This window comes from Nocardia aurantiaca (assembly GCF_009708175.1).
Lineage (GTDB): Bacteria > Actinomycetota > Actinomycetes > Mycobacteriales > Mycobacteriaceae > Nocardia > Nocardia aurantiaca.
In genome coordinates, this window is record NZ_WMBB01000001.1 from 680,438 (window position 1) to 706,051 (window position 25,614).

Consider the following 25,614-nt stretch of genomic DNA (forward strand, 5'->3'; position numbering starts at 1 on the left):
CACCATCGCGCAACGGCGATGACCGGAGATCCTGCGTACCGATCGGTCGGCACGACTCGTCCGTGTCGTCGTCGAGTGCTGCCGTGGCCTGCGCGGATCCGGCGCTGCACGCCGCGGCCGATGCCGCCATCGCCGGATACCGCGAACGGCTGATCGCGCTCTCCCATGACATTCACGCCGAACCCGAACTGGCCTTCGAGGAATTCCGCAGCGTCGCAAAGACAATCGAACCGTTGCGGGAACGCGGATTCCGCATCGAATCCGGCGTGGCGGAGTTGCCGACCGCATTCACCGCCGAATACGGCAGCGGAGACCTGGTAGTCGGTATTTGCGCGGAATACGACGCCCTTCCCGAAATCGGCCACGCCTGCGGCCACAACATCATCGCCGCCTCCAGCGTCGGCGCGGCCCTCGGCCTGGCCGCGGTGGCCGATGCCTGCGATATCACGGTGAAGGTGCTGGGCACCCCGGCCGAGGAGTCCGGCGGCGGCAAGGTGCTGATGCTCGAGCGAGGCGTCTTCGACGACGTAGCCATGGCCATGATGGTGCATCCGGGCCCGGAGGACATCGCCGGTGCGCATTCGCTGGCCCTCGCGGATGTGTCGGTGGTTTTCCATGGCCGCGAATCGCATGCCAGTGCGGCACCGCAATATGGCCGAAATGCCCTCGACGCCGTCACCGTCGCGCAGGTTGCTTTAGGTTTGCTGCGCCAACATCTACTCCCCGGGCAGCAACTCCACGGTATAGTCGGGTCGGGCGGCGTAGCCCCCAATATCGTGCCCGGTCACGCGGAACTGCTGTATTACCTACGTGCGGTCGACTCCGCGACCCTCGATGATCTGATGCAACGAGCATCGGCATGTTTCGAGGCTGGTGCCCTGGCAACCGGATGCACACATGAAATCCGGAAGCTCGCGCCCACATATACCGAGCTCACCCCCGATAGCGCACTACTGTGTGCCTATCGCGAGCAGATAACCGCACTCGGACGCGAGCCCATCGCCCCGGAACTCGAGGCGGCACGGCCACTGGGCAGCACCGATATGGGCAATGTGACCAACGTCATCGCCGGTATTCATCCGGTCATCGGCATCGATGCCGGGGGCGCGGTGACCCACCAGCCGGCGTTCGCGGCCGCCGCCGTGAACCCGTCGGCCGATTGCGCCGTCCTGGACGGGGCAACGGCGTTGGCTCGCACCGCGATACATATCGCAGGTGACAAATTGCACAGGGACAGGTTGTCGGAACGGGTCATTCAACGGCAGTTTCAGCGACAGGAGGACATTCGGTGAGCACAACCGGCCGGTCCGCGGGGCGCATCAGCGGACCATTGGCGGGCACACCGTGCGTGAATACGCAGGTGCCGCCTCTGGAGAGTCCGGATTCGATGCTGCGGGAGGATGCGCAGGAATTCGCGATGGAACCGACGACCGGCCATGAGGTGGTGGAGTCATGGCTCGCGGAGCACATGGACGACCTCGTGGCGTGGCGTCGCCACATCCATGCCAACCCGGAGCTTTCCCGAACCGAGTTCGGCACCACCGAGTTCGTGGAGTCGTGGCTGGTCAAGGCGGGGCTCGAGCCGCGCAAACTGCCGAGCGGCACCGGCCTGATCTGTGATATCGGCCCCGACGGCCCGCGCATCGGCCTGCGGGCCGATATGGACGCGCTGCCGCTGCAGGAGTACACGGGGCTGCCCTTCGCCTCCACCGTGCCGGGCGTCTCGCACGCCTGTGGGCACGACGCGCACACCACCATCCTGCTCGGCACCGCGCTGGCGCTGGCCGAGATCGGGGACCTGCCGGTCGGCGTGCGGCTGGTGTTCCAGCACGCCGAGGAGGTCATGCCCGGCGGCGCCATCGACATGGTCGCCGCGGGCGCCATGGAGGACGTCTCGCGCATGTTCGCGCTGCACTGCGATCCGCGGCTGGAGGTGGGCCGGGTCGGCATCCGGGTCGGGCCGATCACCTCGGCCGCCGACACCGTGGAGTTGGTGCTGGACTCGCCCGGCGGCCACACCTCCCGCCCGCACCTGACCAGCGATCTGGTCTACGCCATCGGCACGGTCATCACCGGCCTGCCCGGCCTGCTCTCCCGCCGCATCGACCCGCGCACCAGCACGGTCATGGTGTGGGGCGCGGTGTCGGCGGGCAAAGCTCCCAACGCGATTCCGCAGACCGGCATGCTGACCGGCACCGTCCGCACCGGCGATCACGCCACCTGGTCGCTGCTCGAGCCGATGGTCCGCGAGATCGTCGAGGGCCTGCTGGCTCCGACCGGCGTCCGCTACCAGCTCAACTACAAGCGCGGCGTGCCCCCGGTGGTCAATGACGAGCAGGCCGTCCGCATGTTCGAGGACGCCATCCGCGGCCTCGGCTCCGATGTCCTCGCCGACACCCCGCAATCCGGCGGCGGTGAGGACTTCTCCTGGTACCTGGAGGAGGTCCCCGGCGCCATGGCCCGCCTGGGCGTCTGGTCCGGCCAGGGTGAGCAGCTCGACCTGCACCAGCCCACCTTCGACCTCGACGAACGCGCCCTCGCCGTCGGCGTGCGCGTCTTGACCAACATCGTCCTCAGCGCCGGCTGACCACGCTCGGCGACAGCACACCGGCCGGGCCGCACTGGAAAGTGCGGTCCGGCTTCGCCTTTCACGCCGAATCCCGGAGACTGCCGCTCGCCTTCCGTGCCGCGGACCGAGTGCGGACCTCCACGCGCGGTGACTTCCATGCCGTGCCGCCGAGGCATTCCGAGGGGGAGCGATCAGCGCGCGGGGTTCCAGCGTCGGCGTGGTGGAGAGTGTCGTGACCGAGCGTCCGGCGCGGACTCGGCGTCCGGGCTACTTCGCCTTGGCGGCGATGTCACCCCAGGCGTGCCAGCGGTCGATCTCGATCCAGGCGGAGACGCGCTTCTGGTCGCGGATGCCGTAGGGGCCGCCGATGTAGTGCTGGGCGATGCGGTCGATGACCGAGGAGTCCGGGTCGTTTTCGAGGGAGACGATGCGGCCCTGCACGCTGACGTGGCTGTACCAATTGTCGCCATCGAGCACGGTGAGGCTCACGCGCGGGTCTTCGCGCAGGTAGTCCAGGCGCTTGCGGAAATCGGCCAGGTTCACCAGGATTCGGCCGTTCTCGTACAGGTACCAGGTGGCGACCGAGACCGGCTGGCCGTCGGGGCGATTCGAGGCGAAGACCGCCGGGTTGGGGCGGGACAGGAATTCGGCGATCGGGGCGGGCACGGGGGTCGCGGGCATCGGCTTCCTCTTTTCGATGGTTCGAAATTGGTTTTCCGGTTCACGCAACGTCGATGCCGCGCCGAATCTTCCGGTCGGGCGCGAATGGTGGCCGCACCGTATCCGGTGCGGCGGCGCTGCTTACGGCCCGAAGGTGCCCGGGCCGACGTTCTTGCTGTTGCGGGTGCGTAGCGCGTGCACGTAATCGCTTGGCGCGCCGGCCTTCTCGGCGGCATCGGCGATGACGCCCAGATAGCGCGCGGAGGGCAGCCCGCCCTCATAGGCGTCCAGGACGTACAGCCAGGCCAGCACCGGCTCGCTGCCCGTGCCCGCGTTGGGGGTGACGCGCAGACGGATCTTCTTGTGGATACCGAAGTCCGAGCCCTCCCAGCGGTCGAGGCTCAGCTCGTCCTCACCGGGGACGTCGTAGAGCACCACGAAGACCCGTTGCCCGGCTTCTTCGACCACCGTCGCCAGCGGTCCCTCCCAGCCGATGTCGTCCCCGGCGAAGGTGAGTCGCCACCCTTCCAGCCAGCCGGTTCCGTACACGGGGGAGTGCGGACAGCGCTTGAGCATCTGCTCGGGATCCATGTTGGACCCATAGGCGGCGTAGATCGGCACCAGGAGAGCCTATCGAACAAACCCGGGAGACCGTCCCCGATCCCCATCACAAGGCGGTTCGCGCCCGCATGACCAACCATCTCGCCGAACAAAACGCGCAGATGGTCCGCCCAACAGCAACGAGCGGGTGGTTCGCCGAACAAAACGCGCGAATGGGACGCCCGCAGTTTGCTCGATCCGCCAATCCGTCGACCGAAAGGTTCGCGGCCGTGGCGATTCTGGACCGACGGAGCGGGGGAGCGAAGCGGAGGAGCGGAGAAGGGAAGAATCGAGACCTCGGGGCCGCGAACCCGCCGGAGCGAAGCGGAGGCAAATTCAACCCAGCGTAGCTGCGGGGATAACGTTAGAGACCGGAACCGGAGATCCCGGGGCCGACCTGAAAGCGGAGGAACAATGACCCGCATTGCGATCATCGGTGGCGGCCCCGCCGGTTACGAAGCGGCGCTGGTGGCGGCACAGCACGGGGCACCTGTCACGCTGATCGACAGTGACGGCATCGGCGGCGCGTGCGTGCTGTGGGATTGCGTGCCGTCCAAGACCTTCATCGCCTCCACCGGCGTGCGCACCGATCTGCGCCGCGCCCGTGACCTCGGCATCACCGTGCATCTCTCGCAGGCGCAGGTCCGCTTGGCGGAGGTGAACTCCCGCGTGAAGGCGCTCGCGCAGGCTCAGTCCTCCGACATCCGGGTCAAGCTGCAGACCGCCGGGGTGACCGTGCTGTCCGGTTACGGCGAACTCATCGACCAGGCCCCGGGTCTGGCCACCCATCTGGTGAAGGCCACCCTCGCCGACGGACAGGAGCGGGTCATCGAGGCCGAGGTGGTGCTCATCGCCACCGGCGCCAGCCCGCGCGTGCTGCCCGGTGCGGAGCCGGACGGCGAGCGAATCCTGAACTGGCGTCAGCTCTATGACCTCAAGGAGCTGCCCCAGACCCTGGTGGTCGTGGGTTCCGGTGTGACCGGCGCCGAATTCGTCTCCGCCTATACCGAGATGGGCGTGAAGGTGCGACTCGTCTCCAGCCGCGACCGCGTGCTGCCCGGGGAAGACGCCGACGCCGCCCTGGTGCTGGAGGATGCGCTGGCCGAGCGCGGTGTGGAACTGGTCAAGCACGCCCGCGCCGACGCGGTGGAGCGCACCGCCGAGGGCGTGGTGGTGAAGCTGTCCGACGGCCGCAACATCACCGGCACGCACGCGCTCATGACCGTCGGTTCCATCCCGAACACCAACGGGCTGGGCCTGGAACGCCTGGGCATCGAGCTGGACAAGGGCGGTTACCTGCGTGTGGACCGGGTTTCGCGCACCACCGCGCCCGGCGTCTACGCGGCCGGCGACTGCACCGGCCTGCTGCCGCTGGCTTCGGTGGCCGCCATGCAGGGCCGCATCGCCATGTACCACGCACTGGGTGAGGGCGTGCAGCCGATCCGCCTGAAGACGGTTGCGTCCGCGGTGTTCACGCGCCCGGAGATCGCGACCGTCGGCGTTTCGCAGACCGCGATCGACAATGGCGAGGTCCCGGCCCGCACGGTCATGCTGCCTCTGAATACCAACCCGCGCGCCAAGATGTCGGGCCTGCGAAGGGGTTTCGTGAAGATCTTCTGCCGCCCCGCCACCGGTGTGGTGATCGGCGGCGTGGTGGTGGCCCCCATCGCCTCCGAGTTGATCCTGCCGATCGCCCTGGCCGTGCAGAACAACCTCACGGTGAACGATCTGGCGCAGACGTTTTCGGTGTACCCGTCGCTCACCGGATCGGTCACCGAGGCCGCGCGTCAGCTCATGCGCCACGACGATCTGGACTAGCCGCATCGCCTTTCGGGCCCCTTTGTCACCCGCCCGTCTTGCTGCCTTGTCTCCCTTGTGATTAAGTTCGCGGCGGAAGCGATCGGCAGGGCGGTCGCGAGCGTTACGCAGCGGGGGTTCTCAATTCCCCTCCGGTGCGAGGCTCTTCGATGCCCGGAGCGATCGTGCCGCCGAGGGACGAAGGAATTGAGCGAAACGTGAAGCACCGCAAGCCGAGTCGGATCAAGGCGAGCACCTCCCTGACGCTGGCCGGTGCGGCCGCGGTGGTGTCGCTGCTGTCCGCGCCCGCCAACGCCGCCCCCGCCGATCCGGGCGCGGTCCCGGCGGATCAGCAACAGCCCGACAGCACCCAGCCGACCACCGAGACGCCGACCCCGGAGACGCCGAAGGCCGACGTCGTGCCCGCGCCCAAGCCGGAGAACGTGCAGCCGGGCACCACCAAGCCGCAGCAGAGCCAGCCGGGCGTCACCACCCCGACCACGCCGAACACCCCGGCGCCGGACAATGGTGCGCCCAAGCAGGATTCGGGTCAGCCGCAGGGCGCCACCCAGCAGGACGGCGCCACCCCGAAGCCGGACCCCACCACGCCGAAGAACGACCAGAACGCGCAGCCGGCCGGCACCAATCCCGAGCCCGCGCAGCCGAAGTCGGTGCGGCCCTCGCAGCCGGGTGTGACGGTGCCGCGGGTGGCGCCGCTGCCGGTGCCGGGTCAGTCGACCCAGGCCCAGCCCGCGGTGACCACCCCGCAGCCGGGCCAGTCCACCCAGCCGGGCCAGCCCGCCCAGCAGACCCAGCCGGGCCAGCAGACCCAGCCGGGCACCCAGCCGGTCAAGCCGAACGACCAGAACGCGCAGCCGGCCGTCACCACCCCGAACCAGGACCCGGGCGTGGACACCATGACCGGCCAGCCGACCGTCACCCCGCAGCAGCAGCCGCGCTGGCAGTCGCCCGCGGTCGACACGGCCCCGGCCGCGCCGGTGGTCGAGATGACCGGTCCGCACACCGAGATCGGCGTCAACCTCGACGGCGGCGCGGTGCTGCCGGGGTGGGCCGCCAACACCCACCACTTCAGCAACCTGGACGGCTACGTCGGCACCATCGGCTACACCACGCCGGGCGGTATGGGCGAGGCCGGCATGTCGCTGGACTTCACCACGGTGAACCAGATCAAGGTGACGGCCTTCGCGGGCAACGGCCCGGACAACGACCAGAAGATGGAGTTCGTGCTCGACACGGCCGGGGCGAACGCCGCCAAGGCCAATGCCGAGAACTTCATCCGCCTGCTCCCGGGCGGCGCTACCGTCCTGGAGGCCGCGGCCCAGATTGGTAGGCTGCCCGAGGGCGAGCGGCCGTCGCAGTCGGTCGACGTCGGCGGTGTGACCGCGCAGGTGGGCGGTTCGGTTCAGTACTGACAGGTCCACGAGGGACCGGAAACGGTCCCGGCAGGATCACTGTTGTCGCGTGGGGCGGTCGTCAGCGACCGCCCCACGCGTCTGTGGCGAAAGGACGGGTGATGGTTTCGGGCAGGGACGAATCCGCCGACCGTCAGGCATCCGAGGGGAAGCAGCCGGGATCGGCCGGGCGGCAGGAGTCCGAATTCGGGCCCTCGCTCAATGACTTCGGGCCGTCCCTCAATGATTTCGGTCCCTCGCTGAACGATTTCGGGCCCGCGCCCGCCGCCGACGCCCCGGGGTGGAGTCCCGTGGCGGGCCCGCAGAGCCCTGATCTGGCCTGGCGTCCCGCGGGCACGCCGGTACCGCCGCAGTACCGCGCCCCTGACGCGTGGCAGCCCGTCACCGGCCGGCATCCGGCGGTCAACGGCCCTTCCACGGGCCAGTTTCCGGCCGTTGAGGGTGCGGTGCGGCCTCCGAGTACCCCCGACGTCGAACAGACCGTGAAAATCCCGCCTGGCGGGGCGCAATCGCCTGCTGTCGACGTGGGGGCGACGACCCGGATATACGACGTCGAGTCGGCGGCCGACGCACGGAATTCGACGAGTGCCGCCCAGGCCGCCGAGTCGGGCGGGGCCGTGGATTCCTGGTGGCGTTCCGAGCCCAGCGGCTTCCCGCCCGCGCCGCCGTCGGAATCGGCCGCGTCCCAGGGCGAGTCGCTGTCTTGGGCCGATGATCCGATCGTCAAGGCGCTGGCGCCGAAAACCCCTGTCCCGCAGCATAAGCCGGAAGACGAGGGTCCGAATCGGCGTAGGATCGGCCTGATCGCGGCTGCCGCGGTGGCGGTGCTGGCGGTGGCCGGGGCGGCGGTCTTCGCGGTCGCCCGCGGCGGCAGGGATGACGCGCCGACCGCCGGGGCCACCACCACCGACAAGGCGTCGCCCACCGCGGCCGCGCTGAGCTGCCCGGCCAGGCAGGAGGGCAAGCTGACCATCGGCAACGGCGCGGGCGGCACCGGTAGTGGCGTGGACGCGATCCTGGGCTTCCAGCACGCCTTCTACGTGGATCGCAGTGGTGTGAAGGCGCGCACGTTCGTGGCGCCCGAGGCGACGACGGTCCAGCCCGCCGATGTGATCCAGACCAAGGGCATCGACCGGCTCGGGCCCGGCACCACCTACTGCCTGAAGATCGTCGAGGTGGCTCCGCGGTCCTATGACGTGGACATCACCGAGCATCGCGCGGACGGCACCACCGAGGTCTACGTCGAGCACATCACCACCGTGGAGCGTGACGGAAAACACCTGATCATGTCGATCGAGTAGCCGATTCGGCCCGGGTGGGCGAATCGGGGCCGGTCCACTCCCTGAAAAATGGACCGTGTGTCTCATATCTCGGGATCAGGATTTCATATCCTGGTCGCCATGTGACATGGTGGAATTTCGCATACCCCGGCGTTCCACTCGGAGGTGTTTCATGTCCGCGACCTTCCCGCCCCTCGCGCGGCGTCTCGACGGCCTGCAGAGCTCGGCGATCCGTGACCTGCTCAAGCTCACCTCGCGCGCGGACATCATCAGCTTGGCCGGGGGTCTGCCGGACGCCGAACTCATGCCCCGCGACCGCATCGCGGTAGCCGCCGACGCGGCGCTGTCGGACCGCTCCCGCCTCCAGTACACCGAGTCGCCGGGCTGGGGTCCGCTGCGTGACGTGCTGGCCGCCCGCGAGTCCGCCCGCCTGAGCCGCGCGGTCCCGGTCGAGGAGATCTTCGTGACCCACGGGTCGCAGCAGGCGCTGTCGCTGCTGTCGGAGGTGCTGCTGGATCCGGGCGCGCTGGTGGTGGTGGAGGATCCCGCGTATGTCGGTGCGCTGCAGGTCTTCCGGGCCGCCGGGGCCCGAATCGTGGCCGTGCCGCTGGATGCCGAGGGCATGCGCCTGGATGTGCTGCGCGAGCTGCTCGCGACGGGCGAGCGCCCCGCCGTGGTCCACACGGTCAGCAACTTCCACAATCCGGGCGGCGTCACCCTGAGCCCCGAGCGCCGCCGAGACCTGGCGAATCTGGCCGAGCAGTACGGCTTCTGGGTCATCGAGGACGACCCGTACGGCGAGCTCTGGTTCGATCGGCCCTCGCCCGAGCCGGTCGCGGCGTACTCGCCCAATGTGATTCGCCTGTCCAGCGCCTCCAAGATCCTGGCCCCCACGCTGCGCGCCGGCTGGATGATCGCCCCGGTTCAGGTCTGTCGTGGGGTGGAGCTGCTCAAGCAGGGCGCCGACCTGTGCGGCTCGGCCCTCACCCAGCAGATCACCGCCGACCTGCTCTCCGACACCGAGTGGCTCACCGCGCACGTGGATTCGGTCCGCCAGGTCTACGGCACCCGCGCCAAGGCCCTCGTCGACGCCGTCCGCGCCCGCTTCGGCGACCGCGTCAGCAGCACCGACGCCGCCGGCGGCATGTTCGTCTGGGCCGAGTTCACCGACGGCACCGACGCCCAGGCATTACTCGCTCGCGCACTGGAATTCGGCGTCGCCTACGTCCCCGGCAATGCCTTCGCCGTCTCCACCGACTACACCCACTCCATGCGCCTGTGCTTCACCACCTCCGACGCCGCCACCCTCGATGAGGCCGTCGCCCGCCTCGCCAAGGCCCACGCCGCCACCCCGGCCCAGCCCTGAACCCGCGCACCGGAGATACCGGTTGACGCGGGTGTCCGCTGGATGGTCGTAGTCCGCGGGAATCGGCGTGTCGTGTGCTGATCGATCTGGATGATCCCGTGAGCCTCACGGCCTTTCCTCTGATCGGTGAGCACTACGAGAATGTCGGCGAACACACCGGCCTGGCCACATGGGAGTTGAAGGGCACTACGGTGACCGTTGATCTCGCGGCGCTGACCAGCGGGCGAGCTGCCGGTCGAGCGGAGTGACGACCGTCCTGAATCAGACCCAGTTGTATGTCCGTTCCACCGCCTTGTTCCATTCACTGACGAGGCGGTCGCGGTCGGCGGCGAGCATGGCGGGGGTCCAGCGTTTGTCTTCTGCCCAGTTGGCGCGGATGTCATCGGTGGAGGACCAGTAGTCGACGGCGAGGCCGGCAGCGTACGCCGCGCCGAGGGCGGTGGTTTCAGTGACGACCGGGCGGACGACGGTGGCGTCGAGGATGTCGGATTGGAACTGCATGAGCAGTTCGTTGCCGACCATGCCGCCGTCGACCTTGAGGGTGACCTGTTCGACGTCCAGGCGCTGGGCCTTGGAGTCGGCGCGCATGGCGTCGATGACCTCTCGGGTCTGGAAGGCGGTGGCCTCCAGGACGGCTCGGGCCAGGTGGCCCTTGTTGACGAAGCGGGTCAGGCCCGCCACGACGCCGCGGGCGTCGGGCCGCCAGCGCGGTGCGAACATGCCGGAGAAGGCAGGGACCACGTACGCGCCGCCATTGTCGGCGACGGTGCGGGCCAGCGGTTCGATCTCCTCGGCGGAGGAGATGATGCCGAGGTTGTCGCGCAGCCATTGCACCAGTGAGCCGGTGACCGCGATGGAGCCCTCGAGCGCGTAGACCGCGGGCTGATCGCCGAGCCGGTAGCAGACCGTGGTGAGCAGTCCGTGCTCGCTGAAAACCGGTGTGGTGCCGGTGTTCATGAGCATGAAATTGCCGGTGCCGTAGGTGTTCTTGGTGTCTCCGGGGGACAGGCAGGCCTGCCCGAAGGTGGCGGCCTGCTGGTCGCCGAGAATGCCCGCCACCGGGACGCCCGCCAGCGCGCCGGTGATGATGGGCGCGTAAACCTCGGAGCTGCTGCGGATTTCGGGCAGCATGGACATCGGTGTGCCGAACTCGGCGCAGATCTGCGGATCCCATTGCAGCGAGCGCAGATCCATCAGCATGGTGCGCGAGGCATTGGTGACGTCGGTGATGTGCTGGCCCGTCAGGTTCCACAGGATCCAGCTGTCCATGGTCCCGAAACACAGCTCGCCGGCCTCGGCGCGCAGCCGTGCGCCCGGCACGGCATCGAGAATCCAGCGCAGTTTCGGCCCGGCGAAATAGGTGGACAGCGGCAGACCGGTGCGGTCGGCGTACCGGTTCGGCCCCTGATCGCCGGCGAGTTCCGCGGTGAGGTCGGAGGTCCGGGTGTCCTGCCAGACGATGGCGTTGCCGATGGGCTTGCCGGTGGCGCGCTCCCACACCACGGTGGTCTCGCGTTGATTGGTGACACCGGCGGCCGCGACCTCCGCCGCCCCGATGCCACAGCTCTCGAGGGCCTGGGCGATCACGGATTCGGTATTGCGCCAGATGGATTCGGGGTCGTGTTCGACCCATCCGGGCTGCGGGAAGATCTGCTCATGTTCCCGCTGAGCGGCTCCGGCGATTCGGCCCTGGTGATCGAAGATGATGCAGCGACTCGACGTCGTGCCCTGATCGATGGCGGCCACATAGCGACGCATTGATCGAGGCTAACCGACGACGGCCGCTCGGCCGGGCTACTGTGGGCTACGGTAGCGCTGGGTAGCCGAAAAATAGCCCTGAGGAGTCTCGTATGACGAATCATCCGCGATCGCAGTTCCTCGGCCCCGAGCAGCGCGAAGCTGCCTGGGGGCGGCTCGGAAAGGACGATTTCGACGTCATCGTGATCGGTGGCGGCGTGGTCGGCGCGGGCATCGCCCTCGACGCCGCCACCCGCGGTCTGGAAGTCGCCCTGGTCGAGGCGCGGGATCTGGCCGCGGGTACGTCCAGTCGCTCCTCGAAGATGTTCCACGGTGGTCTGCGCTACCTGGAGATGATGGAGTTCGGGCTGGTCCGCGAGGCCCTCGAGGAGCGCGAGCTGACGCTGTCGACGCTGGCCCCGCACCTGGTGAAGCCGCTGAAGTTCCTGTACCCGCTCACCCGCTACGGCTGGGAACGTCCGTACGTCGCGGCGGGTCTGGTGCTCTACGACACCATGGGCGGCGCGAAATCCGTTCCCGGACAGCATCATCTGACCCGCTCGGCGGCGCTGCGGCAGGCCCCGGGCCTGAAGCGGGACGCCCTCACCGGCGGCGTGAACTACTACGACACCGTCGTCGACGACGCCCGTCACACCATGACCGTGGCCCGCACCGCCGCCCACTATGGCGCGGTGATCCGCACCTCCACACAGGTCGTCGGCTTCCTCAAGGAGGCGGACCGGGTGGTCGGCATCAAGGTGCGCGATACCGAGGACGGCCGCACCACCGAGGTGCGGGGCAGTGTGGTGATCAATGCCACCGGCGTCTGGACCGACGAACTCCAGTCCCTCGCCCGGCAACGCGGGCGATTCCATGTGCGCGCGTCCAAGGGCGTGCACATCGTGGTCCCGCGCGACCGCATCGCCAGCGACTGCTCGATCATCCTGCGCACCGAGAAGTCCGTGCTCTTCGTCATCGCGTGGAGCACCGACCACTGGATCATCGGCACCACCGACACCGACTGGAACCTCGACCTCGCGCATCCGGCCGCCACCAAACGCGATATCGACTACCTGCTCGAACACGTCAACAAGGTGCTGGTCACCCCGCTCACCCATGCCGACATCACCGGCGTCTACGCGGGCCTGCGGCCGCTGCTGGCCGGGGAGAGCGACCAGACCTCCAAGCTGTCGCGTGAGCACGCCGTGGCCCGCATCGCCCCCGGCCTGGTCGCCATCGCGGGCGGCAAGTACACCACCTACCGGGTCATGGCCTACGACGCGGTCGACGAAGCGGCACAGTATATTTCGCGCCGCGTACCGCCCACCATCACCGAGAAGGTGCCGCTGCTCGGCGCGGACGGCTACCACGCCCTCATGAACCAGACCCCGCACCTGGCCGAGAAGTACGGCGTCCACCCGTACCGGATCCAGCATCTGCTCAACCGCTACGGCTCTCTCATCGACGAGGTGCTCGGCCTGGCCGACGGCAAACCCGATCTGCTGCAACCGATCACGGAGTCGCCGGGCTACCTGCGGGTGGAGGCCGTCTACGCGGCCGCCGCCGAGGCCGCCCTGCACCTGGACGACATCCTGGCCCGCCGCACCCGCATCTCCATCGAATACGCCCACCGCGGGGTGGATTCCGCCGACGAGGTGGCGCGGCTGGTGGCCCCGGTGCTGGGCTGGTCGGAGGCCGATATCGAGCGCGAGGTGGCGGTGTACAACGCCCGGGTCAAGGCCGAGATCGAATCCCAGACCCAGCCCGACGACGCCTCCGCCGGCGCCCTGCGCCTGGAAGCCCCGGAGGCGCGGCGTCAGGTGCTGGACCCGGTTCAGCGCACCATCTTGTAGTTGAACTCCGTGGTGCCCAGCGTGTCCATGAGCCGCACCCACAGCGGCAGCATCGGACGAATCGTGCCCATCGGGTGAAATACCGGGCCGCGGGCGGTCAGGGGTGGAACAGGGGTTGGCAGCGGGGGCAGAAGTAGATGGCGCGGTCGGCTCGGGTGGCGTGCTCGTCGTCGCCGAGAAGGCGGACGACCAGGGGCGTGCCGCAGCGAGGGCAAGGGCGGTGCTGACGGCCGTAAGCCAGTGCGCGCCAGGGCGGCTCGGTGGCGGCCTCGGCCAGGACGCGGTGGGCCTCGTCGACCAGGGCGCGTAGGTCGTCGATGTCGCCGACCGGGGTGGCGGGGTGAACTCGGCGGAGGAAGCAGATCTCGCTGCGATAGATGTTGCCGATGCCGGCGAGATTGGTTTGGTCCAGGAGGGCGAGGCCGATGGGGCGGCCGGGGGTGCGAGAGAGACGACGGACGGCTTCGGTGGGGTCCCAGTCGGGGGCGAGGAGGTCGGGGCCGAGATGGTCGGTGGCGGTGTGTTCGTCGGTGCGGCGGAGGACCTCGACCAGGCCGAGGGAGAAGCCGACCGCCTCGGCGTCCGCGGTGACCAGGACCAGGCGCGCGGTGAAACCCGGCCTGGTCCAGCGTTGTCCGGGCTGATACACCCGCCACTCGCCCTCCATTTTGAGATGGGTGTGGATGGCGAGTTCGGGGGTGCGGACGAACAGGTGCTTGCCGTAGCTGCCGACGCTCTCGATCTCCCGGCCCTTCAGGTCGAGGGTCGCGTATCTGGGCACCCGGAAGTCGCTGCGGGTCAGCACCTTGCCCGCCAGAGCCTTTCGCAGGCGCGCGGCGGTGAGGAAGACGGCGTCGCCCTCAGGCATGGGGGCTCACGGGTGGCTCCGCAACCGGAAGCCCTTCGGGGTCGCGGTGAAACCCGCCTCGGTGAGGAAGCCCGCGAAGGTGTTGCCGTGCACGGATTCCCCGTTCACCCGGTCGATGACCAAGGAGTCCACGCGGCGGTCGCGGACCAGGGCGGCCAGGGCGGTGGCCGCCGCGGTGCGCGTCGCGGGGTCCTCGGTGAAGGTGAGCAGCGTCTTGCCGCCGCGCTCCAGATACAGCGCCAACTCGCCCTCGACCAGCACCACCAGCGCGCCCGCCTTGCGGCCGGGGCGGTGTCCCGCGCCCTCGGCGCTCGCCTTGGGCCAAGGCAGGGCCGCGCCGTACGGGTTCGCCGGATCGCACGCGGCCAACGCGATGGCGTTGCCGACCGGCTCATGGGAGAAGCCGTCGCCCGCCGTGGACGTGCGGTCGGTGTCGAAGGACCGCAGACGGTCCACGACGTCCGTGGTCGAGAACTGCGCCCCGCCCAGGGAATCCACGAAGTATCCGCGACGGCAGCGGCCGCGGTCCTCGAACTCGGTGAGCACCCGGTAGACGAGGGCGAAGCCGCCCGGCACCCCTTCGCTCTGCACAGCGCCCCGGGTCAGCACTCCATACCGCTCCAGCAGCACATCGGCGGTGGCGTGCGCGCGAATCGTATTGTCGGCCACCCGCTCCGGTAGTAGCGACCAGCGCCCGGCCACCTGCGGCGAGGCGGTGCGGGCTGGCATTCCGGTGCGCGGCAGGTACATTCGCCCGCGCGGGGCACGGCGCGGCGTCCGGTGCGCGGTGGTGGTGCGGGTGGTGCCCGCCAGCAGGGCACGCACGGGAGCGAAGGTATCGCCGCCGATGCGCCCGGCCCACACCAGATCCCATAGCGCGGCCGTGACATCGGCCTCGTTTTCGGCACCGTCCACCAGTTGCCGGAAGAAGTACGCGCCCCCGGCGCCACCCGCCACCACCTGGTATTCCCCCTTCGGCAGCGTGGTGCCGATCGGCTCCTCGCCCTCGGCCCCGGCGACCCGCGCGGCCGAATCGACGGTCCCGCCGATCACGGTGGCTCCCAAGGCGGTCAGCAGTCCGATGTGCCGCTCGGTCAGGTCGATGTCATCGGGCGGCGGCAGCGTCAGCCCCGCATGCTCGGCCGGGTGCAGGGCGATCCAGCCGTCCTTGGCGGTGATCGACCCGTGACCGGACCAGATCACCTCGCCGGTGGCCATGAGCTCGTCCAGCATGGCGGGGGAGTAGTCGCGCACCCGCAGCGGCAGGATGAGGGATTCCCACGCCGAAGCCGGAATCGGCACGCCCGCGAGCTGTTCCACCACCGACGCGACCCCGTCCACCCCGCGCAGCTCCCCGGTTCCGACATGCTGCCAGGACGGCAGGAAGCGTCCCAGCGCGGCGGTCGCCACCGGCTCCACCTCCTTGCGGGCGGCGGCCAGCGAGCGGCGGCGCAGGCGGCGCAGCACCTCGCTGTCACACCATTCCGTGCCCGCCGCACCGGGCGTGAATTCGCCCTCCACCACCCGTTTCTCGAGCCCCAGCCGATGCAGCGCGGTGGCCGCGACCGCGGGACCGAGCCCGAAGCGGTGCGCCGCCCGCGTCAGGGTGAACGGCCCGTGCGTGCGCGCGTACCGGCCGATCAGATCGCCCAGCGGATCGGCCACCGGTTCGATGAAGGCCGCCGGGACGCCGATGGGCAGCGGCACGCCGAGTGCGTCCCGCAGCCGCGAGGCGTCCTCGATGGCCACCCACCACTGCGATCCGGCGAAGGAGACCTCCAGTGCCCGGCGCGATTTCACGAGTTCCGCGAACCACTGCCGCGGATCCGCCACGCACCGCTCGGCGGCCTCCGCGGCGGTCAGCGGTCCCAGCAGCCGCAGCAGGTCGACCAGACCCTCCATGTCCCGCGCCTGCCGTTCGGGTGTGAGCCGCTGCAGTTCCCGCTCGGTCTGCTCGAGCACCCCGGCATCCAACAGCTCCCGCAGCTCGACCCGGCCCAGCAGCTCGGCCAGCAGGCCGGAATCCAGTGACAGCGCCGTCGCCCGCCGCTCGGCCAGCGGACTGTCGCCCTCGTACATGAACTGGCCGATGTAGTCGAACAGCAGCGAATTCGCGAACGGCGACGGCGCGGCCGTCTCCACCTCCACCAGCCGGATCTGCCGCCGCGCCACCCGGCCCAGCAGATCCCGTAGCGAGGGCAGGTCGTACACGTCCTGGAGGCATTCGCGCACCGTCTCCAGCAGGATCGGGAACTCCGGGAACTTGCGCGCCACGTCCAGCAACTGCGCCGCCCGCTGGCGCTGCTGCCACAGCGGCGCCCGCTTGCCCGGATCCCGCCGCGGTAGCAACAGTGCCCGCGCCGCGCACTCCCGGAACCGCGACGCGAAAAGCGCCGAGCCGCCGACCTGTTCGGTCACCAGATCGTCGATCTCATCGGTGTCGAATACGAACAGTTCCGCCCCCGGCGGATCATCGGTGGTATCGGGCAGGCGCACCACGATCCCGTCATCCGAGGGCGTGGGCGCAGCATCCACCCCGAACCGCTCCCGTAGCCGGGCCCCCACCGCCAGCGCCCACGGCGCGTGCACCGGCAGCCCGTACGGCGAGTGCAACACCACTCGCCAGTCGCCGAGCTCGTCGCGGAACCGCTCCACCACCAGCGTCTTGTCGGTGGGCAGCTGCCCGGTGGCCTCCCGTTGCTCGACGAGCAGCGCTACCAGATTCGCCGTCGCGTTCTCGTCCAATCCGCCTTGCAGGGCGACGGTTGCGACCTCGGAGTCCGCCCCGGAGGTCCTCGAGCGCTTGCTCTTGTCGACCTCCTGACCGGCATGCCGCACGAATTCGCCCAGTGCCGCGCCCAATTCGGCCGGACGGCCCAGGGAATCACCGTGCCAGAAGGGAAGTCGGCCCGGAAGCCCGAACGCCGGTGTCACGAGCACCCGGTCGAACGTGATCTCCTCGATCCGCCAGCTGGTCGCACCCAGCGCGAACACATCGCCCACCCGGGACTCGTAGACCATCTCCTCATCGAGTTCGCCCACGCGGGAGGCCTTCTCACCCACCATGAACACCGGGAACAGACCGCGGTCCGGAATCGCGCCGCCAGAGGTCACCGCCAGCCGCTGCGCACCCGGGCGGCCGGTGAGCGTCCCCGCATCACGATCCCACACGATGCGCGGCCGCAACTCGGCGAATTCATCGGAGGGATAGCGTCCCGCGAGCAGATCCAGCACCGATTCGTAGGCCGAACGCGGCAGCGCCGCATAGCTTCCCGTGCCGCGCACCGTCTCGAACCAGGCGTCGGCGTCGAGGGGCTCCAGCGCGCATGCCGCCACCGTCTGCTGGGCGAGAATGTCCAGCGGATGCGCGGGCACCCGGAGCTGTTCGATCTGCCCGGCCGCCATACGCTGCGACGCCACCGCGCAGTGGATGACATCGGTGCGGTGCTTGGGGAAGATCACGCCCCGCGAGATCTCACCCACCTGGTGCCCGGCGCGGCCCACCCGCTGCAGGCCGGAGGCCACCGAGGGCGGCGCCTCCACCTGCACCACCAGCTCCACCGCACCCATATCGATGCCGAGCTCGAGGCTGCTGGTGGCCACCACGCAGCGCAGCCGCCCGCTCTTGAGATCGTCCTCGATGAGCGCCCGCTGCTCCTTGCTCACCGAGCCGTGGTGGGCCCGCGCCAAAAGTGTGGTGGCGCCGTGGATCACCTCCGTGGACGCGCCCAGCTGTGCGGGCGGCGCGTGCTCGGTGTCCACCGTCTCCCCGATGCGCGCGGCGTACGCCTCGTTCAGTCGCGCCGTGAGCCGTTCGGACAGCCGCCGCGAATTCGCGAACACGATCGACGACCGATGCTCGAGCACCAGATCCACGATGGCCTCGTCCACATGCGGCCAGATCGAGCCGGGCTGATCCGAATCCTCCGCGCCCGCATCGGGTTCGGTCATATCCGCCACCGGAACCCGCACCGACAGATCGAAGGTCTTGGGCGCAGGCGGCGCGACAATGGTGATGGGTGCGCTGCCGACCAGGAACCGCCCCACCTCCTCCGGCGGCCGCACGGTCGCCGACAACCCGATCCGCTGGGCGGGCGATTGCAAGCGCGGGGAGTCGGAGCGGAGCCGGTCCAGGCGCGCCAGTGAAAGCGCCAGGTGCGCACCTCGTTTGGAGCCGGCGATGGCGTGCACCTCGTCCACGATCACCGTGTGCACCTCCCTCAGCGTCTCCCTCGCCGCGGAGGTCAGCATGAGGAACAGCGATTCCGGCGTGGTGATCAGAATGTCCGGCGGCGTCCGCCGCATGGTGCGCCGGTCCGAGGCGCTGGTGTCACCCGACCGCACGCCCACCCGGATCTCGGGGGCGGCCACACCCAGACGCTTGGCCGTCTGTGTGATACCCACCAGCGGCGCCCGCAGATTCCGCTCCACGTCCACCGCCAGCGCCTTGAGCGGAGAGATATAGAGCACCGACGTCGTGCGCGGTGCCTCGGCCGGCTCCTGGGTGGCCAGCCGGTCGATGGCCCACAGGAACGCCGAGAGCGTCTTGCCCGACCCGGTGGGGGCGATGACCAGTGTGTGGTGCCCGGCCGCGATCGACTTCCACGCCCCCAGTTGCGCGGCCGTCGGCGCGGGGAACGCACCGTCGAACCACTCTCGGGTAGCGGGTGAGAAGCGATCCATTGCCCCAGTCTGCACCCGCGCACCGACAGACTCTGCCACCCGGCCGGGGCAACTCAGGCATTCGCGGTGTCCGAATCCGCCGAGGTCGGGGGCCGAGAACGATTCGCGCCCGGGACGGGAGCGAAGGGCGAGCAATCGGATTACGCCCTCTGGCCCCGCGCGTAGGCTTCGGACCGTGCAGAAGGTGCTACGACTCGACTTGGTCAGTCACGGAATGACCGAGGCGATGCGCAGAGCACGATTCCCCGTCGATGAACCCCTGACGGAAGCGGGCCGCCGTGCGGTGTCCGCGTGCGGCCGTCTGCACGCCGCGCGGGTCGTCACCGCCCCGGAGCGCCGCACTGTCGAAACCGCCGCTCTCATGGGGCTCGTGGGCGCCGCGGACGACCGACTACGGGACCTCGACGCCGGGGCCTGGCGCGGCGGCGAACTCATGTCCGTGCCCAAGGACAACCTCTATCTGTGGCTCACCGACCCGAGTTATCGCGGCCACGGCGGCGAGGCGGTGGTCGATGTCATCGAGCGCACGGGCGAATGGCTCGCCGATATCGCCCTGGACGGCGAGCCCACCATCGCCATCACCCACCCGGCGGTGATCCGCGCCGCCCTGCTGATCACCCTCGACGCGCCCGCGAAGTCGTTCTGGCGCATCGATGTTCCGCCGGTCAGCGTCACCCGACTGCACTATCGCGGCGAATGGACCCTGCACTTCCGCTCGTGATCAGCATGGCGCGCAGGGCGTCGGTGATCAGCCGGGCAGGCAGGCTCGGGTCGATGGCGCGCTGAATGCCCAGTCCCAGACCGAGACTCAGCACGGCGGTGGCGGCGTCGTCGGCCGGCATCGGCAGCGCCATGTCCGTGGAGTCGGCCAGCGCCCGCAGCTGAGCGGCGACCGTGCCGCGCACCAGGCTCAGGCTGGACACCAGGGCGGCCTGGAGCTCCGGATCGTCGCGGGCCACAATGGCGAACTCGAATTCCAGCATGGTCCAGCCGACATCGCCGAGGGTCCGTTCGGCCCAGTCCTGGAAGCGATCGAGCCGGGCCTCGAGGGTGTCTCCGCCCGCGAGCAGCTCGCTGACCTCCCCGAATTTGGCTTCATGAATATTCGCCAGCACCTCGAGACAGAGCGCCGACTTGGTCCGGAAGTTCGAGTAGACCGCGCCCTTGGAATACCCGGCCTCCTCGGCGACCCGTTCCAGGCTGGTCCTGGCGTACCCGTCTGTCAGGAACATCTCGCGCGCGGTGGCGAGCAGGTCCGCGCGGGTGCGCGCCTGGCTCTCGGTCCTGGTCAGTCGTGCCATGGCCACGATTCTATGTACTCCAGGATTTGGGATACCGGCAGTATGCGAATACTGCTAGTGTTCGAAACCATGGGTAACAGGAACGGGGCACGGCGACGTGGCCTTGCCATCGGGTGCGGCGGCACGGTCGGCATGGCCTGGATCGTCGCTGCCCTGGCCGCGGTCCGCGACGTCCTCGACTGGGATCCGCGCACGGCCGACGTCATGATCGGCACCTCGGCGGGCGCGGAAGCGCTGACCATGCTGGGCAGCGGCATCGGCGTGGACGAACTGATCGCCATGCAACGCGGCACCTCCGCCCACCCGATCCTCACCGCCCACCTGCGTTGGGAGCCGGGACGATTTCCGCCGCTGCCGCGCCCGAGTCTGGGCGCGCCCGGCCGCGCGGTCCGAGAGCTGCTGGCCCGTCCCGGAAATGGTCATGCCCTGCTCACCGCGGGCAGTGGGTTGCTGCCGAAGGGGGGCGGCGACCCGGCCTGGCTCCAGCGACTGGCCGAGGGCCTCAACCCCGGCCGCGACTGGGTCCCGCACCCGGCGACCTGGCTGGTGGCGATGGACAATGCCACCGGCGAGCGGGTGGCCTTCGGCTCCCCGTCCGCCCCGGACGCGAATCTCGGTGCCGCCCTGCGGGCTTCCTGGGCCGTGCCCGGCTGGTTCCCGGCCGTGCCGATCGCGGGCCGGCACTTCGTCGACGGCGGCGCGGCCTCGACCGCCTCGGCCGACCTGCTCATCCCGGCCGGGCTGGACGAGGTCGTGGTGATCGCCCCCATGGCCTCCACCGGCCGCCTGCCGATCACCGGCCCCGGCCATTTCCTCGAGCGGCAACTGCGAAACCGCATGAGCGAGAAGCTCGATGCCGAGATCGCCCTGCTGCGCGCCACCGGTGTGAAGGTGCTGCGCATCGACGCCACGGCCGAGGATCTCGCGGTCATGGGCCCCAACTTCATGGATGGCCGCCGCCGTCTCGACACCTTCGAACACAGCCTGGGCAGCACCCGCCGCCAGGTCGAGCAGGGAGCGTTCGCATGAGCATCCTCGGAAACGACTATCCGGCCATCGATCTCGATGGCGCACGGGTCCTGGTCACCGGCGCGGGCCGCGGCATCGGGCAGTGCACCGCCGAGCTGTTCGCGAGCAAGGGCGCACAGGTCGGCATCGCCGATGTGGACACCGTCGCGGCGCAGGCGGCAGCGGCCGTGCTGGGTGCCGATGCCTTCGAGCTGGATGTCCGCGACCGGGCCCAGTGGGACCGGGTCGTCGCCGTCTTCGGTCCCGTCGACATCCTGGTCAACAATGCGGGCGTCATGCCCGCGGGCGCCTTCCTCGACGAGCCGGACGCGGTGGGCCACGCCACCATGGACGTCAATGTCTGGGGCCTCATCCACGGCATGCGCGCCGTCGTACCTGGCATGATCGAGCGCGGCCACGGACATGTGGTGAACGTGGCCTCGCTGGCCGGGAAGATCCCGATCCCGGGGCTGGCCGTCTACAACGCCAGCAAGTTCGCCGCCGTGGGCCTGTCCGCCGCAACGCGTCTGGAGTTCGCGCCGCACGGCGTCAGCGTCAGCTGCGTCATGCCCTCGGCCGTGCGTACCCGGCTGTCCTCGGGCCTGGCCCTGGGCGGCGGCATCCCGACCGTCGACCCGGAGGACGTGGCCGCGGCCGTGCTCACCACCGTGCGCAGCCGCCGCGCCGAGGTCGCCGTCCCGAACTACCTGGGCCCCATCGATGTCGCCCTGGCCGCCGCGCCCGAACCCGCGGTCCGCCTGATGCGCAGGCTCTTCCACGGCGACCGGGCGCTGCACCCGGCCGATGAGAAGGTGCGCGCCCAGTACGAGGACCAGGTGCGCGCGATCACCTCCGACGAGTAGTCACTCGAACCGAATGCCCTGCGCCAGCGGCAGTTCGGTGGAGTAGTTGACGGTGTTGGTGGCCCGGCGCATGTACGTTTTCCAGGAGTCCGACCCCGATTCCCGGCCACCGCCGGTCTGCTTCTCGCCGCCGAACGCGCCACCGATCTCGGCCCCCGAGGTGCCGATATTGACATTGGCGATGCCGCAGTCCGACCCGTCGGCGGCCAGGAAACGCTCCGCCTCGCGCTGATCCCGCGTGAAGATCGACGACGAAAGCCCCTGCGGCACACCGTTGTGCAGCTCGATGGCGGCATCCAGATCGTGATAGGTGAGCGCGTACAGGATGGGCGCGAAGGTCTCCTCCCGCACCACCGCGGTCTGCGCGGGCATGCGCACCAGAGCGGGTCGCACGTAGAAGGCGTCCTCGTCCGGCCCCTCGAGGCGCTCACCACCGCAGATCAGTTCGCCGCCATCGGCCAGCGCCCGCTCCAGCGCCGAGCGCATGCCGTCGTAGGCCCGCTCGTTGATGAGCGGCCCGACGAGAACGCCTTCATCGAGCGGATTGCCCACGCGCAGTTGGCGATACGCCGCCGAGATCCGATCCAGCAGCGGCCCGGCCACACTGGCGTGCACGATCAGCCGCCGCAGCGTCGTGCACCGTTGGCCCGCGGTCCCCGCCGCCGCGAAAACGATTCCCCGCGTGGTCAGGTCGAGATCCGCCGAGGGCGTGACGATCGCGGCGTTGTTGCCGCCCAGCTCCAGCAGGCAACGCCCGAACCGCGCCGCCACCCGCGGCGCGACCCGCTGCCCCATCCGCACCGACCCGGTCGCGCTCACCAGCGCCACCCGCGAATCGTCCACCAGCTGTTCGCCGATCGCCGCCGGGCCCTGAATCAACTGGTGCACTTCGGGATCCGCGCCGACCTCCCGCGCCGCCCGGCGCAGCAGCTCGTGGCAGGCCAGCGCGGTCAGCGGCGTCGCCTCCGAGGGCTTCCACACCACGGTGTCCCCGCACACCAGGGCGACGGCGGTATTCCACGCCCACACCGCGACCGGGAAGTTGAAGGCCGAGATGACCCCGACCACGCCGAGCGGATGCCAGGTCTCCATGAGCCGGTGCCCCGGCCGCTCGGACGGCATGGTCCGTCCGTACAGCTGCCGTGACAGCCCGATGGCGAACTCGCAGATATCGATCATCTCCTGGACCTCGCCGCGCGCCTCGGCGCCGATCTTGCCCGCCTCCAGGGTGACCAGCTCGCCCAGCTCGTCCTGATGCGCGGTGAGCAGTGCCGCCAGCCGCCGCACCACCGCGGCCCGCTGCGGCGCCGGTACAGTGCGCCAATTCCGGAAGGCGGTCGCGGCGCGGGTGATGGCGGCGTCCACCGCGGCGGAATCACTCGCGCGCAGGGTGATCAGCTCACGCCCGGTGATCGGGGTGCGAGCCGAGAGTTCGCCGGGTGGTGGCGTTTCGACCCCGAGGCGTTGCAGCAACTTCTCCGTTTGCTCACGAAGCTCACGGGTCGCCCCGTCGGTCGGTGCGTGACTCATTACATGCTCCAGGTTGGGTTCCGGCACCGAGTTCGGTTCGCTGCGTTAGCCTTCGCTGATGGCGGATACACCGGCGAAACCTGGACTCGACGACATCGATCGACTGCTGATCCGTGAGCTGATTGCCGATGGTCGCGCCACCCTGTCCAATCTGGCGGAGAAGGCCAACCTTTCGGTGTCCGCGGTGCAGTCGCGGGTGCGGCGGCTCGAGGCGCGGGGCGTGATTCGCGGCTACACGGCGAATGTCGACCCCGAGGCGCTGGGCCAGATGCTGTCGGCTTTCGTCGCGATAACTCCTCTCGACCCGTCGCAACCCGATGACGCACCCGCACTGCTGCAGCACATTCCGGGAATCGAGGCCTGCCACTCGGTTGCCGGAGATGAGAGCTACATGCTGATGGTGCGGGTGGCTTCGCCCCGGCACCTGGAACAGTTGCTGCAGGAGATCCGCGCGACGGCCAACGTCCGGACGCGAAGCACCATCATTCTGCAGACATTCTATGACAAGTAGCCCCGCGCAGGCCGCAGACATTCGGGTTTCGACACGGTGTACGACGTAGATATTCCGGAACTTGCGGGCATCGCCGTAAAAGTTAATTTACGCTGGATGGTGTGACCCTCGAACTCGATCGGCTCGGGGCGGCTGCCGAAACCACCCTTGTCACCCCCGCCCGGGTGCATGAGATCCTGGCTGCGAGCATTCTCGCCGACGGCTTCGACCTGGTGCTGGACCTGCGCAAATCCCGCGGCCGGCGCCTGGTGGACGCCCGTGACGGCACGGCATACCTGGACATGTTCGGCTTCTTCGCTTCCTCCACGCTGGGCATGAACCACCCGGCCCTGCTGGGCGACAGGCGCTTTCTGGCCGGCCTCACCGCGGCCGCTCTCAACAAGCCCAGCAACTCCGATGTCTACACGGTCGAAATGGCGCGCTTCGTCGACACTTTCGTGCGCGTGCTCGGCGATCCGCGGCTGCCGCACCTGTTCTTCATCGATGGTGGCGGACTCGCGGTCGAGAACGCCCTCAAAGCCGCCTTCGACTGGAAGTCGCGACACAACGAAATGCACGGGCGCTCAGCCGAACTCGGCACCAAGGTGCTGCACCTGACCGGCGCCTTCCACGGCCGCACCGGCTACACGCTCTCGCTCACCAACACCGATCCGGTCAAGACCGCGCGCTTCCCCAAATTCGACTGGCCGCGCATCGACACCCCCTATATCGGACCCGATCACCCCGACATCGAGGCCGCCGAACGGCACGCCCTCGACCAGGCGCACCGTGCCTTCGCCGAAAATCCGTACGACATAGCGTGTTTCATTGCCGAGCCGATTCAAGGCGAGGGCGGCGACCGGCACCTGCGGCCGGAGTTCCTGCGCGCGATCCAGCGGCTGTGCCATGAGCAGGACGCGCTGTTCATCCTCGACGAGGTGCAGACCGGCGTCGGCATGACCGGCAGCATGTGGGCCTACCAGCAGCTCGGCCTCGAGCCGGACGTCGTCGCCTTCGGCAAGAAGACCCAGGTCTGCGGCATCATGGCGGGCGGCCGCGTGGACGAGGTGCCCGACAACGTCTTCCACGTCAGCTCGCGTCTGAACTCCACCTGGGGCGGCAACCTGGCCGACATGGTCCGGGCCCGCAGGATCTTCGAGGTGATGGAGCATGAGGATCTGGTGGGTCGCGCCCGTGAGCTGGGCCCGTACCTGCTGGCCCGGCTGACCGAATTGTCCACCGCCCATGCGGAAGTCACCGATCCGCGAGGTCGCGGCCTCTTGTGCGCGGTCAGCCTGGCGACCCCGGAGCTGCGCGATGCGGTGGTGAACCGGCTGCGGGAGCAAGAGCACGTGCTGATCCTCGGCACCGGCGAGCGCGGCATTCGCTTCCGGCCGCCGCTGACGGTAACCAGGGCGGAGCTGGACGAAGCCGTGGACGCGCTCGAGCGCGTATTGGGTTGAGCCGCAACCCTAGCCGAAACGCCCGGATTGCCGCATTTGCTGAATCGTGCCTTTGACCGAAGCGGTTGGCGCGGAGCGACACTCCGCGATCGCGCCGCGACTGTCCATGTCGC

The 25,614-nt window shown here is 69.5% G+C and carries 20 protein-coding genes; 13 read left to right on the plus strand and 7 right to left on the minus strand.

The window, feature by feature from the left end:
• Nucleotides 1–104 precede the first annotated feature (104 nt).
• Nucleotides 105–1,292 (plus strand): M20 family metallopeptidase, encoded by a 1,188-nt coding sequence (locus GLP40_RS02865; protein ID WP_407671524.1) that lies wholly within the window; start codon nt 105–107, stop codon nt 1,290–1,292.
• Between the two features lie 125 nt (nt 1,293–1,417).
• A complete protein-coding gene (locus GLP40_RS02870) occupies nt 1,418–2,587 on the plus strand; it encodes a M20 family metallopeptidase (RefSeq protein WP_154786390.1) in 1,170 nt (389 codons plus the stop codon).
• 249 nt (nt 2,588–2,836) lie between these two features.
• Here GLP40_RS02870 and GLP40_RS02875 read toward each other — a convergent pair whose 3' ends face one another.
• The gene (locus GLP40_RS02875; RefSeq protein ID WP_154786184.1) at nt 2,837–3,250 is read right to left on the minus strand and encodes a PPOX class F420-dependent oxidoreductase; all 414 of its coding nucleotides are present in this window, start codon (nt 3,248–3,250) and stop codon (nt 2,837–2,839) included.
• Between the two features lie 120 nt (nt 3,251–3,370).
• Nucleotides 3,371–3,850, minus strand: coding sequence for a gamma-glutamylcyclotransferase (locus GLP40_RS02880; RefSeq protein ID WP_328289593.1), 480 nt, complete (start codon nt 3,848–3,850; stop codon nt 3,371–3,373).
• Nucleotides 3,851–4,243: 393 nt separating this feature from the next.
• Here GLP40_RS02880 and GLP40_RS02885 point away from each other — a divergent pair, with 393 nt between their 5' ends.
• From GLP40_RS02885 to GLP40_RS02905, 5 genes are all read left to right on the plus strand, one after another.
• On the plus strand, nt 4,244–5,647 hold the full coding sequence (locus GLP40_RS02885; RefSeq protein WP_154786185.1) for an NAD(P)H-quinone dehydrogenase: 1,404 nt from the start codon (nt 4,244–4,246) through the stop codon (nt 5,645–5,647).
• A 197-nt stretch (nt 5,648–5,844) separates the two neighbouring features.
• Nucleotides 5,845–7,059, plus strand: coding sequence for a hypothetical protein (locus tag GLP40_RS02890; protein ID WP_154786186.1), 1,215 nt, complete (start codon nt 5,845–5,847; stop codon nt 7,057–7,059).
• A gap of 101 nt (nt 7,060–7,160) precedes the next feature.
• Entirely contained in the window at nt 7,161–8,360 is a 1,200-nt protein-coding gene (locus GLP40_RS02895; protein WP_154786187.1) for a hypothetical protein, read from the plus strand.
• A gap of 151 nt (nt 8,361–8,511) precedes the next feature.
• A complete protein-coding gene (locus tag GLP40_RS02900; RefSeq protein ID WP_154786188.1) occupies nt 8,512–9,705 on the plus strand; it encodes an aminotransferase-like domain-containing protein in 1,194 nt (397 codons plus the stop codon).
• Nucleotides 9,706–9,779: 74 nt separating this feature from the next.
• Nucleotides 9,780–9,953: a hypothetical protein gene (locus tag GLP40_RS02905; protein ID WP_154786189.1), complete on the plus strand. Its 174-nt coding sequence runs from the start codon at nt 9,780–9,782 to the stop codon at nt 9,951–9,953.
• Between the two features lie 13 nt (nt 9,954–9,966).
• On the opposite strand, the gene glpK is transcribed toward GLP40_RS02905, so the two are convergent.
• Nucleotides 9,967–11,463 carry a glycerol kinase GlpK gene (gene glpK / locus GLP40_RS02910; RefSeq protein WP_154786190.1) on the minus strand — a complete coding sequence of 499 codons (1,497 nt, stop codon included), beginning with the start codon at nt 11,461–11,463 and terminating at the stop codon, nt 9,967–9,969.
• Nucleotides 11,464–11,555: 92 nt separating this feature from the next.
• On the opposite strand from glpK, the gene glpD reads away from it, so the two are divergent.
• Nucleotides 11,556–13,295 (plus strand): glycerol-3-phosphate dehydrogenase, encoded by a 1,740-nt coding sequence (gene glpD, locus GLP40_RS02915; protein ID WP_154786191.1) that lies wholly within the window; start codon nt 11,556–11,558, stop codon nt 13,293–13,295.
• 97 nt (nt 13,296–13,392) lie between these two features.
• Here glpD and GLP40_RS02920 read toward each other — a convergent pair whose 3' ends face one another.
• A complete protein-coding gene (locus GLP40_RS02920; protein ID WP_154786192.1) occupies nt 13,393–14,163 on the minus strand; it encodes an Fpg/Nei family DNA glycosylase in 771 nt (256 codons plus the stop codon).
• A gap of 6 nt (nt 14,164–14,169) precedes the next feature.
• On the minus strand, nt 14,170–18,846 hold the full coding sequence (locus GLP40_RS02925) for an ATP-dependent helicase (protein WP_154786193.1): 4,677 nt from the start codon (nt 18,844–18,846) through the stop codon (nt 14,170–14,172).
• Between the two features lie 175 nt (nt 18,847–19,021).
• Here GLP40_RS02925 and GLP40_RS02930 point away from each other — a divergent pair, with 175 nt between their 5' ends.
• A complete protein-coding gene (locus GLP40_RS02930; RefSeq protein ID WP_328289594.1) occupies nt 19,022–19,567 on the plus strand; it encodes a histidine phosphatase family protein in 546 nt (181 codons plus the stop codon).
• Here the strand turns inward: GLP40_RS02930 and GLP40_RS02935 are convergent.
• The gene (locus GLP40_RS02935) at nt 19,518–20,147 is read right to left on the minus strand and encodes a TetR/AcrR family transcriptional regulator (RefSeq protein WP_154786194.1); all 630 of its coding nucleotides are present in this window, start codon (nt 20,145–20,147) and stop codon (nt 19,518–19,520) included. The two genes, GLP40_RS02930 and GLP40_RS02935, sit on opposite strands and share 50 nt — an antisense overlap.
• Nucleotides 20,148–20,216: 69 nt before the next feature.
• Between GLP40_RS02935 and GLP40_RS02940 the strand changes: the two genes are divergently transcribed.
• Together GLP40_RS02940 and GLP40_RS02945 are read left to right on the plus strand one after the other, a co-directional pair.
• A complete protein-coding gene (locus tag GLP40_RS02940; RefSeq protein ID WP_154786195.1) occupies nt 20,217–21,176 on the plus strand; it encodes a patatin-like phospholipase family protein in 960 nt (319 codons plus the stop codon).
• Nucleotides 21,173–22,018, plus strand: a complete 846-nt coding sequence (locus GLP40_RS02945) for an SDR family oxidoreductase (RefSeq protein ID WP_154786196.1) — start codon at nt 21,173–21,175, stop codon at nt 22,016–22,018. Before GLP40_RS02940 ends, GLP40_RS02945 begins: the two co-directional genes overlap by 4 nt.
• On the opposite strand, the gene amaB is transcribed toward GLP40_RS02945, so the two are convergent.
• Nucleotides 22,019–23,548, minus strand: a complete 1,530-nt coding sequence (gene amaB / locus GLP40_RS02950; RefSeq protein ID WP_154786197.1) for an L-piperidine-6-carboxylate dehydrogenase — start codon at nt 23,546–23,548, stop codon at nt 22,019–22,021.
• Nucleotides 23,549–23,606: 58 nt separating this feature from the next.
• Here amaB and GLP40_RS02955 point away from each other — a divergent pair, with 58 nt between their 5' ends.
• Both GLP40_RS02955 and lat read left to right on the plus strand, forming a co-directional pair.
• Nucleotides 23,607–24,059, plus strand: coding sequence for an Lrp/AsnC family transcriptional regulator (locus GLP40_RS02955; protein WP_154786198.1), 453 nt, complete (start codon nt 23,607–23,609; stop codon nt 24,057–24,059).
• Between the two features lie 101 nt (nt 24,060–24,160).
• The gene (lat, locus tag GLP40_RS02960; RefSeq protein WP_328289595.1) at nt 24,161–25,501 is read left to right on the plus strand and encodes an L-lysine 6-transaminase; all 1,341 of its coding nucleotides are present in this window, start codon (nt 24,161–24,163) and stop codon (nt 25,499–25,501) included.
• The last annotated feature ends 113 nt before the right edge of the window (nt 25,502–25,614 follow it).